Below are 14,629 nucleotides of genomic sequence, written 5' to 3' on the forward strand. Positions count from 1 at the left end.
AATATTGAGACATGTTGGTACCCGAGCACTTCGATCACCTTGTCATCGCCGTCCCGGATCTCGGTCGAGGTGTTGAGCAATTCGCGGAGAACCTCGGGGTGCGTGCCGTCCCGGGCGGCTCCCACCCGGGTCTGGGGACGGCCAATGCGCTTCTCGGCCTCACCCTCGAGCGCGAGCGCGGTGTGCCGGGCTCGGCGCCTCGCCGCATCTACCTCGAGATCATCGGCCCCGACCCCAAGCAGGACCCGCGACTCGCCGCCGCCAGGCTAGCGGGGATCACGGAGCCGACCGTGCAGAGATGGGCCATCCGGCCGCACGACTTCGACGACGTGGTCGCCGCGGCGCGTGCGGCGGGCACCGAAGCGGGTGCGGCGGCACCGCACGTCGACCTCGGCGAGGTCCACGACATGACCCGGCGCACTCCCGACGGCGCAGTCCTCGAATGGAGGCTGACCCGGCGCACCCCGCTGGCGCTCGGCGGGATTCAGCCCTTCCTCATCGACTGGAAGGACTCGCCGCACCCCGCCGAGCGGACGATGCCGACGGTGGTCCTCGAAGCATTCTGGGCGTCGACGCCACGCGTCACTGAGACCCGCAGCGCTCTGAGCTCCCTGAACGCTACGATCGAGGTGGAGACCGGCGACGCCGAGTCCCTGCACGCCACTCTGAAAGGACCTGGTGGATCATGGACGATCTGAACGACACGAACCCGCAGCGGCCGACGCGCATCCCGGCGCACCTCGATCATCTGATCGTGACGGTGCCCGCGCTCGAGGAGGGCGTTGCCGAGTTCGAACGACGCACCGGGGTCCGTGCCGTCGCCGGCGGTCGCCACCCGGGCAGAGGGACGGCGAACCACCTCGTCGGCCTCAAGCCCGTCGGCTGGGCTCCCGGGGCGCGCGTCTACCTCGAGATCCTCGGCCCGGATCCCGCGCAGGAGCGACCGGAGGACGGGACCCTGCCCCTGGACGCGCACCTGGCCGAGGGTCTGACCCTGCAGACGTGGGCGATCCACCCGCCGGCCTTCGCCGCGAAGGTGGCCGGGGCCAACACCGACGGCGTCGACTTCGGTGAGGTGATGGACATGTCGCGGGAGACCATGGACGGCATCCTGCTCGAATGGCGTCTGACCAGTCGCACGCCTCTGCCGGACAAGGGCACGCAACCGTTCCTCATCGACTGGCTCGATTCGGTCCATCCCGCCGAGGCCGATCTGCCGAGCGTCGAACTCCTCGAGTTCTCGGTCGAGTCCCCGGACGTCGCAGCCACTCGCCGAGCGCTCGAGACCCTGGGTGCCGGTGACGCCGAGGTGGTCGACGGTCCCGAGCATCGACTGCACGCGCGCCTGCGCGGACCGGGCGGTGAGCTCGAGCTCTGAGCGGGAGCCTCGCAAACGCTAGACTCGTGCTGTGCCTTCACCTTCTAGTTCGACGTTCCCCGGCCCTGCTGTGAGACCGGCCGCTGCTGCAATGCTGGCGGCCGCGGGGCTGGTGGCGGTGAGCGCATGCGCTCCGGCCGCCGAGCAGAAGCAGGAGACCCGGCCGACACCGGTGGCGGTCGAGACGCTCGCCGCTCCCACGGTGGAGACTCCGACGGCCGCACCGGTCGAAGTGACCGAGGACGACATCCCCACCGGCGGAAGCGGCGAATGGGACAGGCCGTCGCGAGAGATCGGGCCCAATCGCGACGAGGGCAGGACGTTCACCGTCGCCGTCCGCGTCGAGGACAGCCTTCCCATCGATGCCGACGAAGCGGCGGCATTCATCATGGAGACCCTGCAGGACGAACGCGGCTGGCAGGACATCGACGACGTCTCGATCGAACTCGTGGACAAGGGCCAGGATGCGATGATCAGCATCGCGAGTCCCGACACCGTCGACGCCATGTGCCTGCCGCTGCGGACGATGGGCGAACTCTCCTGCCGCAACGGCTCCAATGTCATCCTCAATGCGAAGCGCTGGGTGAGCGCCACCGACGAGTTCGACGACCTCACGCAGTACCGCCAGTACCTCATCAACCACGAGGTCGGGCACGCACTCGGCCACGGCCACAAGTCATGCCCCGGTCGGGGCGAGCTCGCCCCGCTCATGCAGCAGCAGACGAAGGGCCTGGGCGGCTGCAAGCCCAACGGCTGGCCCTCTCAGGGCTGACGTCCACCATCATGGAGGTCGGCCCAGGTCATCCTGCTGAGGGCAGAACCTGACCGCTGAGGGCAGAAAGGGCTTCTGAGCCCCCGGCTTCACTGTCACTGTGGAGGCATGAATACGCAGACCGCAACCCCACCGACCACCCCGCCGCTCCTCCCGACATGGACCGACACCGACGAGAAGTCCACGGTGACGCCCATCCCCGAATCCCAGCGGATGCTCTACGCCTACCGCTCCGTGGTCTTCAACGGGGAGCTGCGCGACGAGAACGGCATGGAGATCGTCTCCCGCCTCATCCTGCTCAGCGCCGAGGACCCGCATGCCGACATCTTCCTCTGGATCAACTCACCCGGCGGGTCGGTGCCGATGATGCACGCGATCGCCGATGTGATCGACACCCTCCCCAACGACGTCGTCACCATTGCCTTCGGTTGGGCCGCCTCGGCGGGGCAGTTCGTCCTCACGATGGGAACGCCTGGCAAGCGGGTGGCGCTGCCCCACGCACGCATCCTCCTCCATCAGGGGTCGTCCGGGATCGGCGGTGCGGCCGCCGACATCGAACTGCAGGGTGACGACCTGCGCGAAGTCCGGGACTCGGTCCTCCGCAGGATCGCCGAGGCGACGGGGCAGAGCTACGACCGCATCTTCGCCGATTCCCTGCGCGACAAATGGTTCTCGGCGAGTCAGGCACTCGACTATGGACTCATCGATCGCATCGTGAACTCACCCGCCGATCTGTTCGGCTCGATCGGTCGCGGCATCCATCCAGGTCCGGCGTCGACCACTGCCGCATCCCCGGGGACAGGGACCAAAATCCGCCCCGCCTCGAACGGAGCGACATCATGAGCCAGTACACGATCCCGCACGTCGTCGACCGTTCGGGCAACAGTGAGAAGATCGTCGACGTCTACTCCCACCTGCTCGGGAACCGGATCATCTACCTCGGCGTCCCGATCGATGACGGCGTCGCGAACACCGTCATCGCGCAGCTTCTCCACTGTGAGTCGACGAGCCAGGAGCTGCCCATCCACATGTACATCAATTCCCCGGGCGGATCCCTGACGGCCATGACCGCCGTCTACGACGCGATGCAGCACGTCCGGGCGCCGGTGGCGACCACGTGTGTGGGCCAGGCGGCCGCCGATGCGGCGGTGCTGCTTGCCGCGGGTGAGCCCGGGCAGCGCTCGATGCTCGCACACGCTCGGGCGGTGCTGCGCCAACCCCACGCCGAGGCGGCCCGCGGAACAATCCCCGACCTCATCGTCGCCGCCGACGAGATCGTGCGGCAGCGACGTGAAGTCGAGGAGATGCTCGCCGCCGACACCGGACGAACCGTCGAGCAGATCCACGCCGACCTCGACCGTGATCTGGTCCTGACTGCCCGGGCGGCCAAGGAGTTCGGCCTCGTCGACCAGGTCCTCTGACTTCAGACGGCGGGTGCTTCGTGCTCCAGGCGCTCACGCCGCGAGCGACAGCCGGGCCTGGCCGGAGGCGGGCATCGGCGTCGGCGTCATCGTCGACGAGAGATTCGAGAGATTCGCCAGCTCCAGCTGCAGCGAACCGCGCTGGATGCCGACCGCCACGAGCATGAGAACCTGCGGGAGGACGAGGCCGAGGACGACCGCGATCGCTTCGATGACCTCGGACGAGGGATCCTTGAGTCCGCGTTCGACCTCGGAGAGGTACTGCGTGGAGACGCCGGATCGCTCGGACACCTGCGCGAGAGTCAGGCCCAGCTCGGTCCTGCGCAGTCGCAGGACCCGACCCAGTGCTTCGCGCAGCAGTGGCGGCTGATGAACGTCCATGAAGCGAGCATAGGGTCCGCGGCACCGCGAGGCGAGGCTTTCTGCTCTGAGCAGACGGACCCGAGCCCCACCTCGGCGAGTGGGCATCCCGTCGTCATTCTGCGACGACCATGACGTCCGCGTTTCCCCATCTCCGCAAAGTTAAGTTAGCCTTGCCTATGTAAACCGGGAATGGGCCCGGTTCCCATCGACGAAAGGCAAGAATGACAGTTCAACTCATCCGCCGAGCCGCGGCAGCAGGCGCGGCCCTTGCGCTGGCCCTCTCCGTGAGCGCGTGCAGTCAGAACGAACACGCAACCGAGAAGGCCGCGAATTCCGGCTTCACCCCCGTGACGATCGAGCACGCATTCGGCAAGGCAGTCATCGAGAAGGAGCCCGAGCGGGTCGTCACGCTCGGCCAGGGCTCGGCCGAGACCGCCATCGCACTGGGCAAGACGCCGGTCGGGATGGAGTCCTACCCGTGGGGCAGCGACGACACCGGCTACCTGCCGTGGATCCACGAGGCCGTGACGAAGGCCGGGGACAAGCTGCCCGAACAGTTCCAGGGCGCCACCGAACTCGACGTCGAGAAGATCGCGGAGCTCGACCCCGACGTCATCCTCGCTCCCTGGTCGGGCATCACCCCCGAGCAGTACAAGCAGCTCGATGCGATCGCCCCGACCGTCGCCTACCCCAAGCAGCCGTGGACGATCGAATGGGATCAGCAGATCACGACGATCGGGAAGGCGCTGGGCGAGGAGCCCGAATCCGAGGAGCTCGTCCAGGACATCAAGAAGCAGTTCGCCGAGGCGAAGCGTCCCGAATACGAGGGCCTGACCTTCTCCTACATCTACAACAACGGGCCCGGCACCCTCGGCGTCTTCTACCCCGACGAGCAGCGTGTCGCGATGGTCTCCGCACTCGGCCTGAAACCGGACCCGGTCATCGAGACCCTGAAGAAGGACTTTGACGCGCCGGGCACCGACTCCGCCCTCATCGGGCTGGAGAACGCCGACAAGCTGAAGAACTCGGACCTCATCTTCACCTTCTACTCCGATCCCGCGAGCAGGAAGAAGATCGAGTCCCAGAGCGTCTACTCGAACATCCCGGCCATCAAGTCCGGGGCCGTCGTCGCCCCGGAGGACCAGGCGTTCGTCACCGGATCGTCGATCATCAACCCGCTGACCGTGCCGTGGGCACTCGAGCGCTACGTGCCGATGATCGACGAGGCCGTGAAGAAGGCGAAGGGGTAGAAGCGGCCAGAGCGCGCTCCGACGCTCAGTCGAGCGCGCTCAGCTTCTTCCACTCGTCCCAGTCGTAGACCCAGTCGGAGATGTCGCTGGCCTTGGTCGACAGGTCCACCGAGGAGCCCTTGATGACGACGGGATCCCCGTAGATGGCGGTGTCGTAGTACTCCTTGGCCCGCGCCGTGCTCAGGTTGATGCAGCCGTGGGAGACGTTGCGCGAACCCTGCGCACCGGTCGACCACGGAGCGGCATGGACGAATTCGCCGTTGTTGTGGATGCGCACCGCCCACTGGGTCGGGGTCTCGTAGTCCCAGCGCTCCGAGGTCATCGTGTAGTTCGGATGCTTCGACATCACGACGTGGATGCCGTTGTACGACGGTGCCTGGGGCGAGCCGAGCGAGGTCGGGAAGTTCATGATCTCCTTGCCCTCGCGGGTGACGACCATGCGATGGGTCTTGGCGCTCGCCTCGACGATCTGCTCGCGGCCGATCTCGAAGTCGATCGTCAGATCGTTCCCGCCGACCCGGCTCTTGGCCGTCGGGACGTTCTTCAGTGGAGCGTCGACGGAGACCTTGGAGTGGGCGGGCCAATACTCCTTGGGGCGGAAGTGCAGCCGCGACTGCGGATCGTCGGGCAGCCACGCCCACGAGCCCTCGACCGTGCGTTCCTTCCCGTCCTCGTCCGCGACCTCGACCGAGAGGCGGCGCTCGACGTCGTCGCGGTACTTCTTCGACACGGTCGAGGCGAACGTGAGGATGATCGGAGCGGCCACGCCGACCGTCTGATCGTCGGAGAGGACCGTGCGCACCGCCATCGCCGAGGCATCGGTGTCCGTGACCTTGACCGCCGAGGTGAACTCGTGCTCCTGCCCGTCGGGCGTCGTGGCCGTGGCGGTGAGTTCGTAGGTGCTGTCGGCGACGAGATCGTACTCGGAGATCCACTGGGCGGACTCCGGCGGTGCCGAGATCTCGTCGGAGTCGTCCTCTGAGGAGCCTTCCGTCGGGGTGGACGTGGATTCGGCGGACGGCGACTCGACCGGAGTCGACGACCCCGCCTTCGCCTCGTCATCCGACTCGGGGTCGAGGGAGGTTCCGGAGGCGTCGAGGAACACGCCGGGATCGGCGCTCATGCGGGGATGGTCGGCATCGCTGAAGCTGATACCGGTCAGCTCGGCGCCTTCGACGCTGAAGCTGATGCGTCTGCCGGGTTCGAGGTCGACCTCGGCGCCGGTCTTCACGACCTCACCGATCGGCTGGGCAGTGGCCGTGCTCGAGGGAGACGAAGTCGCTTCGGCGGTCGAGCCCGAAGCCGCTGAGTCCGCCGGGTCCGCGTCGTCGACATCGGCGATCCGGAAGACCGGGTGGGGGGAGGCCTGAGAGGTTGCCGCTTCCTTGCGGGTGGAGTCAGGGTCGGAGTCCGACGGCGTGCATGCGGCGAGAAGCGCCACTGCTGCGAGAGCAGCGACGGTCCCGCGGAATTTCGTGGGTGACAATACCGGGATCCTCGTTCGAACAGGGAAATGCAGACTGCATTCCATGGTAATGATCGTCGATCACGCTGGTAGTCAGAAAAGTGAGGAATGACGGCGCAACTCTTCGGTAACTCCAGAACGGACCACGGCTGACCTGGGAGGAAGTGCGCGGGTGATGTTGTGGAATTGTGATCTGGGAATAGAGGACTCCCCGTGCACCCGCCAGAGCTCGCTTACCCTTGCTGCCTTCCGGCCCTGGGGGAGTTCACAAGATGACGCCGCACGGGGAGCCGTCGATCAGTCTAGTCGAGACCCTCGGCGGGACACAAAACGAGACTGCCCGGACGCCTCGGCGGGGACCGTTATGGGGTCGTGACTGTCTCCTGCCTCGGTTCCCGACAACGCCTGTATAGGGTGGGTCTGACTCATCCCCGCTCCCCACGAGGAACCATGACCGTCTTTCGTCGCATCATCCTGCCCCTCGCCTTCCTCTTCGTTCTCGTCGTCATCGCCGCGCTGCTTGCCTGGATCGCGTTCAAACCGACCGCAGGGGACTCCTTCGATGACCTCGATGCGACCGGAACACCCGAAGCGTCGGTGGTGACCGCCGAGCGCGGAAGCATCTCGAACACCTTGGAGCTCAAAGGCACGATCGCCGTCGACGCGCCGACCGCGGTGAAGGCGAAGCACGACGGCAAGGTCAATCACCTCTTCGTCGAACCCGGCGACGAGGTACTCGAAGGCGCCGAGCTCTTCCAGGTCGTCACCGAGGGCGCCGCCGAGGCACCTGCCGAACCCAGCGGAACCGCGACGGAGGAGGGCGGTTCGGGCGAGGAGGAGGCGAGCGCCGGCAGCCCGGAACCTTCCCGGCTCCGCTATCACACGGTCGTGGCGCCCGACGATGGAACCGTCGGTGACTTCCAGATCGAACTGGGCGACTCCGTGTCCGCGGATACCGAGGTCACCGAGCTGCGGAAGCGGTCGTTCACGGCCAGGGCGGCCATCGAGCCCGCCGATCTCTACCGGATCCCCCAGCTGCCGGAGACCGCTGCGATCACGATCACCGACGGACCGAAGCCCTTCGACTGCGAGAAGCTGCGGCTCGACCAGGGCGACGGCACGGTGCGCGGCAGCGCTGCCGGGACACCCGGCGGTGCAGATGGCGAGTCGCCAGCCCCCGAGGGCTCGGGTTCCGGCGACTCCTCTGAGGGGCCGCAGCTGACCTGCACGATCCCTTCGACGGTGACGGTCTACAACAATCTTGCCCTGACCATGGTGGTCGAAGCCGGATCTGTCGAGGATGCAATCGTCGTCCCGGTCACCGCGGTGCGCGGTCTCACCGACGCCGGCACCGTGTGGGTCGTCGACGAGACCGGTGCCTCCCAGGAGCGCGAGATCGAAGTCGGACTCAACGACGGCGCGATGGTCGAGGTGAAGAAGGGCCTGGAGGAGGGCGAGCAGATCGAGGAGTTCGTTCCCGGCACCGAGCCCGACGCCGCAGAGATGGACGGCCAGGGGGATATCGGCGACATGGGCGTCGAATACGGGGAAGGCGGCGGGTTCTGAGCATGCGGCCGCACTCATCTCAGGAACTCTCACCTCAGCAGGAGCCCCTGCCGTCGCTCCTGTCACTGCGCCATGTCTCCCGCTCCGTGCCGATCGGCGAGGGGCGGATCCTCACGATCCTCGCCGACATCAACCTCGAGGTCGGCGCCGGAGAGCACATCGGCGTCGTCGGCCGCTCCGGCACCGGCAAATCGACTCTGCTCAATATCCTCGGGCTCCTCGATGCGCCGACGACCGGAGAGATGGACTTCGACGGCACACCCGTGCAGCAGATCCCGCGCAGCACGGCGGCACGGATCCGCGGACGGCAGATCGGGTTCGTGTTCCAGCAATTCAACCTCCTGCCCGGACGCACGGCGCTGGAGAATGTCGAAGCTCCTCTCATGTACGGCTCAGGTCGGGAGTTCCGCAACCGGAGGCAGATCGCGACCGAGATGCTCGGCCGTCTCGGCCTCGGTGACCGGCTGGATATGAAGCCGAACCGTCTCTCCGGCGGCGAGCAGCAGCGGGTGGCGATCGCGCGAGCCCTGGTCCGCCAGCCGCGGCTGGTGCTCGCCGACGAGCCCACGGGCGCCCTCGACGTCGAGACGGGGCAGCAGGTGATGGGCATCCTCGACGGCATCACCCGAGAATCGGGAAGCGCGCTGATCACGATCACCCACGATCTCAGCGTCGCCGCCATGGCCTCCCGGCGGTTCTCCCTCCACCGGGGACAGCTGCACCCCGTGACCGCGGACGTCGCCCCCGAGGCGCTCGCGGCCCTCGCCCCACCCGCCGAGGCGGTCGCAGGTGAGCGACCATGATCACGAGCTTCTTCGCCTCCGTCGTCGAGGCCTGGCAGGAACTGCGCGTGCACAAGGTGCGCGTCCTCATGTCGCTCATCGGCGTCGGGGTCGCCGTCTGTGCGCTGACTCTCGTCGTCGGATTCGGCGACATGATGCAGAAGGGCCTGGCCGACGAGTACGAGAAGCAGGCCGGGCGCGACACCACGTACACCTTCTCCATCTACGATCCGTCCGAGGCGACCACCGAGTCCGACGCCGCGAAGGTCAGGGCGGCGCTCGACAATTCGGCCGAGCGCTTCGGAATCTCCTACTACTCGGCCTACGGGCAGAGCGAGGCGTCCATTCCCGGTCCGTCGGGCTCGGTCGATGCCACGCTGTACGTCGTCGACCCCAGCTTCAACGTGATGCGTCGGCTCGAGCCCGAATACGGGCGCTGGTTCACGCAAGACGACAGGGAGAACATGTCGCCGCCGGTGGTCGCGGACACGTTCTTCCTCGACGAGTACGGAATCGACCCCGCTCAGCTTCCCGCCACGATCGACCTGCCCGGGCAGGGAGGGCTCAAGGCCACGGTCATCGGCGCAGTCGAATCACCGGCGTACGCCGAGATCGGCAGCCTGTACGCGCTCAGTGAACATTCCTCTCGGTTCGGGGAGGGGATCACGAGCCCCACCGAATTCGAGATGTGGTTCCCGCCGGAAGCGGCGGCGGAACTGGGCGAACAGGTGACGACCGATCTCAAGCGGCAGCTGCCCGACGCGGATGTCCAGTCCTACCGGTCGGATTTCGCCGCCGATATGGCCGACAGCCTGGGACCGGTGAAGAACGTCCTGCTCGTCATCAGCATCCTCATTCTGTTCATGGGCATGCTCGGGCTGCTCAACATCTCGTTGGTGACGATTCAGCAGCGGATCCGGGAGATCGGCATCCGCCGGTCGTTCGGGGCGACGAGTGTGCGGATCTTCTTCTCGGTGATGATGGAGAGCGTCGTCGCCACCACCGTGGCGGGTGCGGTGGGAGTGCTCGGGGCCGTCCTCATCCTCAAGGCTCCATTCGTCATGAACGTCGTGTTCGAGGGAATGACGACTCCGCCGCAGGTGCCGTTCATCGCGGTGGCCGTCGGCCTGCTGGTGTCGATCGGCGTCGGGGCACTGGCCGGGCTGGTGCCCGCGATCGTCGCCACCCGGGTCAGGATCATCGATGCCATCCGGGCGTAGCACGGTCAGGGTCCGGCCGGTCGCCGGGCCTTCGCCCGGAGGACCTCGCGTTCGCGCTCGTTCGTCGCCAGGTCCGCAGCCCGCTCGAACTCGGCACGAGCCTCCTCGGCACGGCCGAGGCGAGACAGCAGCTCTCCGCGCACGCTGGGAATGAGGTGGAACGTCGCCAGTGCGCCGGAGGCGGCGAGCTCGTCCACGACGCGCAGTCCCGCCAGGGGGCCGTCCGCCTCGGCGATCGCGATTGCGCGGTTGAGCTCCGTCACGGGCGAGGGCGCGGCGCGATTGAGATCGGAGTAGAGTACCGCGATCCGGGTCCAGTCGGTGGAGGCGACGTCGGTCGCCTCGGCGTGGACCGCCGCGATCTGCGCCTGCACGGTATACGCGCCGCGAGCCTCCCGCAGCGCCAGTGCGGTGCGCAGGGAGCGCTCGCCGAGGTGGATGAGCGACCGGTCCCACCGCGCCCTGTTCTGATCGGCAAGGAGGATGGGGCGACCGTCCGGCCGGACCCGGGCGGGGAAGCGGGCGGCGGTCGACGCCATCAGGGCGACGAGCCCGTGGACCTCGGGTTCTCCGGGCAGCAGCCCAGCGGTGACGCGCGTCAGCCGCAGCGCGTCCATGGCGAGCTCCGGGCGCATCCAATCGGGGCCCGATGCCGCCACGTGCCCCTCGGAGAACATCAGGTAGAGGACGCCGAGGACTGAGCTCAGGCGCTCGGCGCGATCCTCGGCCGGAGGAAGTTCGAAGGGAACCTGCGCAGCGGCCAGCTTCTTCTTCGCCCGCACGATGCGCTGCTGGATGGTGGAGACGGGGACGAGGAACGCCCGAGCGACCTGCTCGCTGGTGAGTCCGCCGACGACTCGCAGCGTGAGGGCGAGCTGGGCCTCGCGCCCCAGCACCGGGTGGCAGGAGATGAAGATGAGGCGCAGGACATCGTCGTCGATGGTGTCCGGATCCCAGGGCGGCTCGTCCACGGCGGCGTTCTGAGCGATCTCCATCTCGCTCGCGATCATCGCCACCCGGTCGTCGAGGCGGTCCCGGCGCCGCCAGTTGTCGATCGCCCGGCGCTTGGCGACGGTGGTCACCCAGGCTGCCGGATTGGACGGCACTCCGGACTCCGGCCACTGGCGAAGCGCCTCGGCGACGGCCTCCTGCGCCAGGTCCTCGGCCAGGCCGAAGTCGCCGACATAGCGGCTCAGGGCGGCGATGATCTTCGCCGCCTCGATCCGCCAGGTCGCCTCCACCGTGCGGCTGACCGCCTCGGCGGATCGGGTCAATTGCCGGCGAGCTTCCCCTCGGCGACCCATTCCTGCTCCTTCTGGATCCATTCGTTGTCCTGGGGGAAGTCCTCGGGGCCGGTGACCCTGCGGACCTCGATCTGTGAACCCGCGCCGAGCGGTGCGCGCTTCGCCCATTCGATCGCCTCCTCCTGCGAGGACACGTCGACGATCCAGAACCCGTTGAACAGCTCACGCAGCTCTCCGTACGGACCGTCGGTGACGACCGGATCGTCTTCGCTGAAGTCGACGACGGCTCCCTCGGAGGCGTCGGAGAGCCCGGCGCCGTCGGCGAGGACCCCGGCGTTGATCATCGATTCGTTGTACTTGCCCATGGCGGCGATGATCTCTTCGAAGTCGGTCTTCTCGAATGCGTCCACGGCGGCCTGGTCGACTGCGCGCATGATGAGCATGAACTTCATGATGACTCCCGTGTCATATCGGTGTGCGAAGGGCTCGGTCGAGACCCTCTCATGCACTACATCGAACAACACTATGACGGATCGACAGGTCGGCAGAAGAAGTTCGACAGAGTTCTCGAAACTCTCAGAGTCGGGTCAGCCGCAGGAGCCGAGCCGCCCCCGCACCGAAGCCGAGGGCGAGCAGAATCTGGATCAGGCAGGCCAGGGAGAACGCGGTGTCGAAGCCGAAGCGGACGGTGAAGATGTGGAACAGGGCGCCCAGGAGCGCCACGCCGACCGCGATGCCGGCCTGCTGCATCGTGGAGATCAGACCGCCGCTCAACCCGGCGACTCTGTTCGGGACCGCACCGACGACGGTTCCCACCAATGGGCCGAACTGCAGGGCCTGCCCCGCTCCGAGGATGACTCCGGGAAGCTGGAACCAGACGTTCCAGCCGGCATCGGCGAACTGAGCCACCGAGGCGGTTCCGATCAGCCCGAGGATCTGCAGCCCGGTGCCCAGCAGCATCGTGCCCGGGCCCGTGAACCGTCTGCTCAGGCGCGGAACGAGGAGAGACGCGACAAGGAAGGATGCGGCGAAGGCACCGAGGGTCAGCCCGGAGACGATCGCCGGATCCCCATGGCCGACCTGCGTGGTGAGGGCGAAGTTGTAGAGGAACGCCCCGAACCCGCCGAAGAACATGAAGGACATGAGCATGCCGATCCATGCTGCGGGGACCCGCACGACCTGCGGCGGGATGAGAGGATGACGTCCCCTCGCCTCGGCGACCTTCTGCCAGACCGCGAACGCGATCAGGGCGAGGACGGCCACGATCAGCAGTGCGAGCGGCAGCGGCAGCCACCCGGAAACCGGTCCCAGTGCCAGACCGATGACAAGGCCGACCATGCCCACTCCGAGGAGCACAGCGCCCGGAACGTCGAGAGGGCTGGCATGAGTGCTGCGCGATTCCGTGAGCCTGAGCGAGCCGAGGAATGCGGCCAGGGCGACCGCGCCGCAGCTGAGGAAAGCCGCCCGCCACCCCCAGGTTTCGCCGAAGGCGGAGATCAGGGCTCCACCGACGATCTGCCCGCCGACGGTCCCGACCCCGGAGAAGGCGCCGAAGAGGCTGATGGCCCGCAGCCGGGCATGCCCCGAGAGGGCGTGCTGGAAGCTTGCGAGGATCTGCGGCATCATCACAGCGGCAGCGAGACCCTGCAATGTGCGGGCGAGGAGGAGGGCCAGCGGTCCGGGGGCCAGACCGACACAGGTCGAGATGACGACCAGGGCCGCGGTTCCGACGACGAACAGCCGGCGGCGGCCGAAACGGTCGCCGATCCGTCCGCAGAGGATCAGACCGGCCCCGAAAGCCGCGGAGAACAGCCCCACCACCAGTGCTGATGTCGAATCGTCAATGCGCAGGGCCGCATTCACCGCCGGAATGGCGACGTTGGAGACGGAGAACATGTAGGTGGCGAGGAACGCTCCGACGTGCAGGGGCCACAGTGTGGGCGGGGAAGTCGGATCAGCCTCGGCGCTGACTCCAGAGGTGGCTGCGGGTGCGGATGCGGGGATCGACTGTTCGGGGGAAATTCGCATGCACCCAGTCTGAGCGAGTACAGGAGGGGACGGGAGGGCGTGTGCATGGTGTTGGTGGCACCACTCGGATGAGAGCAGCACGGCGCTGGAAGATCTCCACGATATGTGCCGAGAATGATGTCATGGCACACGTGAGAACCTCGGAACTCGGCCGATTCCTGCGTTCGCGACGCAACAGGGTCAGACCCTGCGATGTCGGTCTGCCCGCCGGGACGCGGCGGCGCGTTCCCGGACTGCGCCGGGAGGAAGTGGCCGTTCTCGCGAACATCGGCACGAGCTGGTACACCTGGCTCGAACAGGGGCGGGACGTGCAGCCGTCGGAGAGTGTGCTCGAAGCCATCGCCGAGGCGCTGCTGCTCGACCGAGAGGAACGGGCTCATCTGTTCCTGCTGGGTGGCTACCCCGACCGAGTGACCCGCCCGGGGATCTCGGCAGTCGACGAGCAGCTGCGGCTCCTCCTCGACGAGGTGATGCCGCTGCCGGCGATGATCACCGACCCGCGGTACACGGTCCTCGCCTACAACCCCGTGGAGAGGTACCTGCTGACCGATCTGGACGAGCTGGTGCCCGGCGACCGGAACTGTGCGATCCAGGCCTTCGAGAACGCGGAATGGACACGAGCGTTCTCCGCGATCGACGATCACAAGCGGATGCTGGTGGCGAAGCTGCGGGCTGCCTACGCCGAGTCGCTCGAGGATCCGGAGTGGAACCTGCTTCTCGACCGTCTCAACCGGTACCCGGAGTTCCGGAAGCTGTGGGAATCGGGAGATGTCGGGCGGGCGCCCGGACAGGTGAAGTCGATCGAGAATCCCTACGTGGGGACCCTGAAGCTGCGGATGACGACGATGATCGCCCAGGAGAATCAACGACTGACATTCTCCGTCTATCAGCCGGTCGATTCGATCACTCGGTCGCGTCTGGAGACGTTGGCCGGGTGGATCGCCGACGGCAGCATCGAGAGGAGGCGCGCCGAGGTGCTCGCCTGCCTGGCCGTTGACGAAACCGACGACGCGGAACGCTCCACCGTGAGGAGGCTGCGTGCCGTGGGGGAGTGAATCCGTGCTGCCGAGACGAGCAGGAGTGGGATGGTTCACACTTCGGTTCGTCGATTTCGCATTGCGGTCGCAGTCCAGGTAGGCT

The 14,629-nt window shown here is 67.2% G+C and carries 15 protein-coding genes and 1 other RNA gene; 10 read left to right on the plus strand and 6 right to left on the minus strand.

The genetic code is table 11. The features are described from left to right. The first annotated feature begins 11 nt into the window (after positions 1–11). The 5 genes from RIT73_RS11240 to RIT73_RS11260 all read left to right on the plus strand — a co-directional run bounded on the left by RIT73_RS11240 (position 12) and on the right by RIT73_RS11260 (position 3,571). Complete coding sequence (locus tag RIT73_RS11240; RefSeq protein ID WP_309132169.1) at positions 12–698, plus strand: VOC family protein; 687 nt, start codon at positions 12–14, stop codon at positions 696–698. Beyond that, complete coding sequence (locus RIT73_RS11245; RefSeq protein ID WP_309132170.1) at positions 686–1,378, plus strand: VOC family protein; 693 nt, start codon at positions 686–688, stop codon at positions 1,376–1,378. Before RIT73_RS11240 ends, RIT73_RS11245 begins: the two co-directional genes overlap by 13 nt. A 31-nt stretch (positions 1,379–1,409) precedes the next feature. After that, the gene (locus RIT73_RS11250) at positions 1,410–2,150 is read left to right on the plus strand and encodes a DUF3152 domain-containing protein (RefSeq protein ID WP_309132171.1); all 741 of its coding nucleotides are present in this window, start codon (positions 1,410–1,412) and stop codon (positions 2,148–2,150) included. A gap of 108 nt (positions 2,151–2,258) precedes the next feature. Then, positions 2,259–2,993, plus strand: a complete 735-nt coding sequence (locus RIT73_RS11255) for an ATP-dependent Clp protease proteolytic subunit (RefSeq protein WP_309132172.1) — start codon at positions 2,259–2,261, stop codon at positions 2,991–2,993. Continuing rightward, positions 2,990–3,571 carry an ATP-dependent Clp protease proteolytic subunit gene (locus RIT73_RS11260; RefSeq protein WP_309132173.1) on the plus strand — a complete coding sequence of 194 codons (582 nt, stop codon included), beginning with the start codon at positions 2,990–2,992 and terminating at the stop codon, positions 3,569–3,571. The genes RIT73_RS11255 and RIT73_RS11260 overlap by 4 nt, the downstream gene beginning before the upstream one ends. Positions 3,572–3,604: 33 nt before the next feature. Here the strand turns inward: RIT73_RS11260 and RIT73_RS11265 are convergent, their stop codons facing one another. Beyond that, positions 3,605–3,952, minus strand: coding sequence for a helix-turn-helix transcriptional regulator (locus RIT73_RS11265; RefSeq protein ID WP_309132174.1), 348 nt, complete (start codon positions 3,950–3,952; stop codon positions 3,605–3,607). Between the two features lie 203 nt (positions 3,953–4,155). Between RIT73_RS11265 and RIT73_RS11270 the strand changes: the two genes are divergently transcribed. After that, a complete protein-coding gene (locus tag RIT73_RS11270; protein WP_309132175.1) occupies positions 4,156–5,184 on the plus strand; it encodes an iron-siderophore ABC transporter substrate-binding protein in 1,029 nt (342 codons plus the stop codon). 25 nt (positions 5,185–5,209) lie between these two features. Here the strand turns inward: RIT73_RS11270 and RIT73_RS11275 are convergent, their stop codons facing one another. Continuing rightward, entirely contained in the window at positions 5,210–6,670 is a 1,461-nt protein-coding gene (locus RIT73_RS11275) for an Ig-like domain-containing protein (RefSeq protein WP_309132176.1), read from the minus strand. Between the two features lie 178 nt (positions 6,671–6,848). Then, positions 6,849–6,944: signal recognition particle sRNA small type (gene ffs, locus RIT73_RS11280), an RNA gene on the minus strand. Positions 6,945–7,099: 155 nt separating this feature from the next. Here ffs and RIT73_RS11285 point away from each other — a divergent pair. Genes RIT73_RS11285 through RIT73_RS11295 form a run of 3 tightly spaced genes read left to right on the plus strand, consistent with a single transcriptional unit; the run spans position 7,100 to position 10,217 of the window. Continuing rightward, a complete protein-coding gene (locus tag RIT73_RS11285) occupies positions 7,100–8,215 on the plus strand; it encodes a hypothetical protein (protein ID WP_309132177.1) in 1,116 nt (371 codons plus the stop codon). A 2-nt stretch (positions 8,216–8,217) separates the two neighbouring features. Further along, positions 8,218–9,018, plus strand: coding sequence for an ABC transporter ATP-binding protein (locus RIT73_RS11290; protein WP_309132178.1), 801 nt, complete (start codon positions 8,218–8,220; stop codon positions 9,016–9,018). Then, positions 9,015–10,217 carry an ABC transporter permease gene (locus tag RIT73_RS11295; protein WP_309132179.1) on the plus strand — a complete coding sequence of 401 codons (1,203 nt, stop codon included), beginning with the start codon at positions 9,015–9,017 and terminating at the stop codon, positions 10,215–10,217. The genes RIT73_RS11290 and RIT73_RS11295 overlap by 4 nt, the downstream gene beginning before the upstream one ends. A 5-nt stretch (positions 10,218–10,222) precedes the next feature. On the opposite strand, the gene RIT73_RS11300 is transcribed toward RIT73_RS11295, so the two are convergent. The 3 genes from RIT73_RS11300 to RIT73_RS11310 all read right to left on the minus strand — a co-directional run bounded on the left by RIT73_RS11300 (position 10,223) and on the right by RIT73_RS11310 (position 13,489). After that, positions 10,223–11,521 carry a sigma-70 family RNA polymerase sigma factor gene (locus tag RIT73_RS11300; protein ID WP_309132180.1) on the minus strand — a complete coding sequence of 433 codons (1,299 nt, stop codon included), beginning with the start codon at positions 11,519–11,521 and terminating at the stop codon, positions 10,223–10,225. Then, on the minus strand, positions 11,488–11,913 hold the full coding sequence (locus RIT73_RS11305; protein WP_309132181.1) for a YciI family protein: 426 nt from the start codon (positions 11,911–11,913) through the stop codon (positions 11,488–11,490). Before RIT73_RS11305 ends, RIT73_RS11300 begins: the two co-directional genes overlap by 34 nt. Before the next feature lie 124 nt (positions 11,914–12,037). Then, on the minus strand, positions 12,038–13,489 hold the full coding sequence (locus RIT73_RS11310; RefSeq protein WP_309132182.1) for an MFS transporter: 1,452 nt from the start codon (positions 13,487–13,489) through the stop codon (positions 12,038–12,040). A 122-nt stretch (positions 13,490–13,611) separates the two neighbouring features. On the opposite strand from RIT73_RS11310, the gene RIT73_RS11315 reads away from it, so the two are divergent. Next, complete coding sequence (locus RIT73_RS11315; protein WP_309132183.1) at positions 13,612–14,544, plus strand: helix-turn-helix transcriptional regulator; 933 nt, start codon at positions 13,612–13,614, stop codon at positions 14,542–14,544. The last annotated feature ends 85 nt before the right edge of the window (positions 14,545–14,629 follow it).

Source organism: Brevibacterium sp., assembly GCF_031179145.1.
GTDB lineage: Bacteria > Actinomycetota > Actinomycetes > Actinomycetales > Brevibacteriaceae > Brevibacterium.

What these genes read in the sequence shown, in the direction of transcription:
- RIT73_RS11240 (WP_309132169.1), top strand. Translation starts at nt 12, where the DNA reads ATGTTGGTACCCGAGCACTTCGATCACCTTGTCATCGCCGTCCCGGAT.
- RIT73_RS11245 (WP_309132170.1), top strand. Translation starts at nt 686, where the DNA reads ATGGACGATCTGAACGACACGAACCCGCAGCGGCCGACGCGCATCCCG.
- RIT73_RS11255 (WP_309132172.1), top strand. Translation starts at nt 2,259, where the DNA reads ATGAATACGCAGACCGCAACCCCACCGACCACCCCGCCGCTCCTCCCG.
- RIT73_RS11260 (WP_309132173.1), top strand. Translation starts at nt 2,990, where the DNA reads ATGAGCCAGTACACGATCCCGCACGTCGTCGACCGTTCGGGCAACAGT.
- RIT73_RS11265 (WP_309132174.1), bottom strand. Translation starts at nt 3,952, where the DNA reads ATGGACGTTCATCAGCCGCCACTGCTGCGCGAAGCACTGGGTCGGGTC.
- RIT73_RS11270 (WP_309132175.1), top strand. Translation starts at nt 4,156, where the DNA reads ATGACAGTTCAACTCATCCGCCGAGCCGCGGCAGCAGGCGCGGCCCTT.
- RIT73_RS11285 (WP_309132177.1), top strand. Translation starts at nt 7,100, where the DNA reads ATGACCGTCTTTCGTCGCATCATCCTGCCCCTCGCCTTCCTCTTCGTT.
- RIT73_RS11290 (WP_309132178.1), top strand. Translation starts at nt 8,218, where the DNA reads ATGCGGCCGCACTCATCTCAGGAACTCTCACCTCAGCAGGAGCCCCTG.
- RIT73_RS11295 (WP_309132179.1), top strand. Translation starts at nt 9,015, where the DNA reads ATGATCACGAGCTTCTTCGCCTCCGTCGTCGAGGCCTGGCAGGAACTG.
- RIT73_RS11300 (WP_309132180.1), bottom strand. Translation starts at nt 11,521, where the DNA reads ATGGGTCGCCGAGGGGAAGCTCGCCGGCAATTGACCCGATCCGCCGAG.
- RIT73_RS11305 (WP_309132181.1), bottom strand. Translation starts at nt 11,913, where the DNA reads ATGAAGTTCATGCTCATCATGCGCGCAGTCGACCAGGCCGCCGTGGAC.
- RIT73_RS11310 (WP_309132182.1), bottom strand. Translation starts at nt 13,489, where the DNA reads ATGCGAATTTCCCCCGAACAGTCGATCCCCGCATCCGCACCCGCAGCC.
- RIT73_RS11315 (WP_309132183.1), top strand. Translation starts at nt 13,612, where the DNA reads ATGGCACACGTGAGAACCTCGGAACTCGGCCGATTCCTGCGTTCGCGA.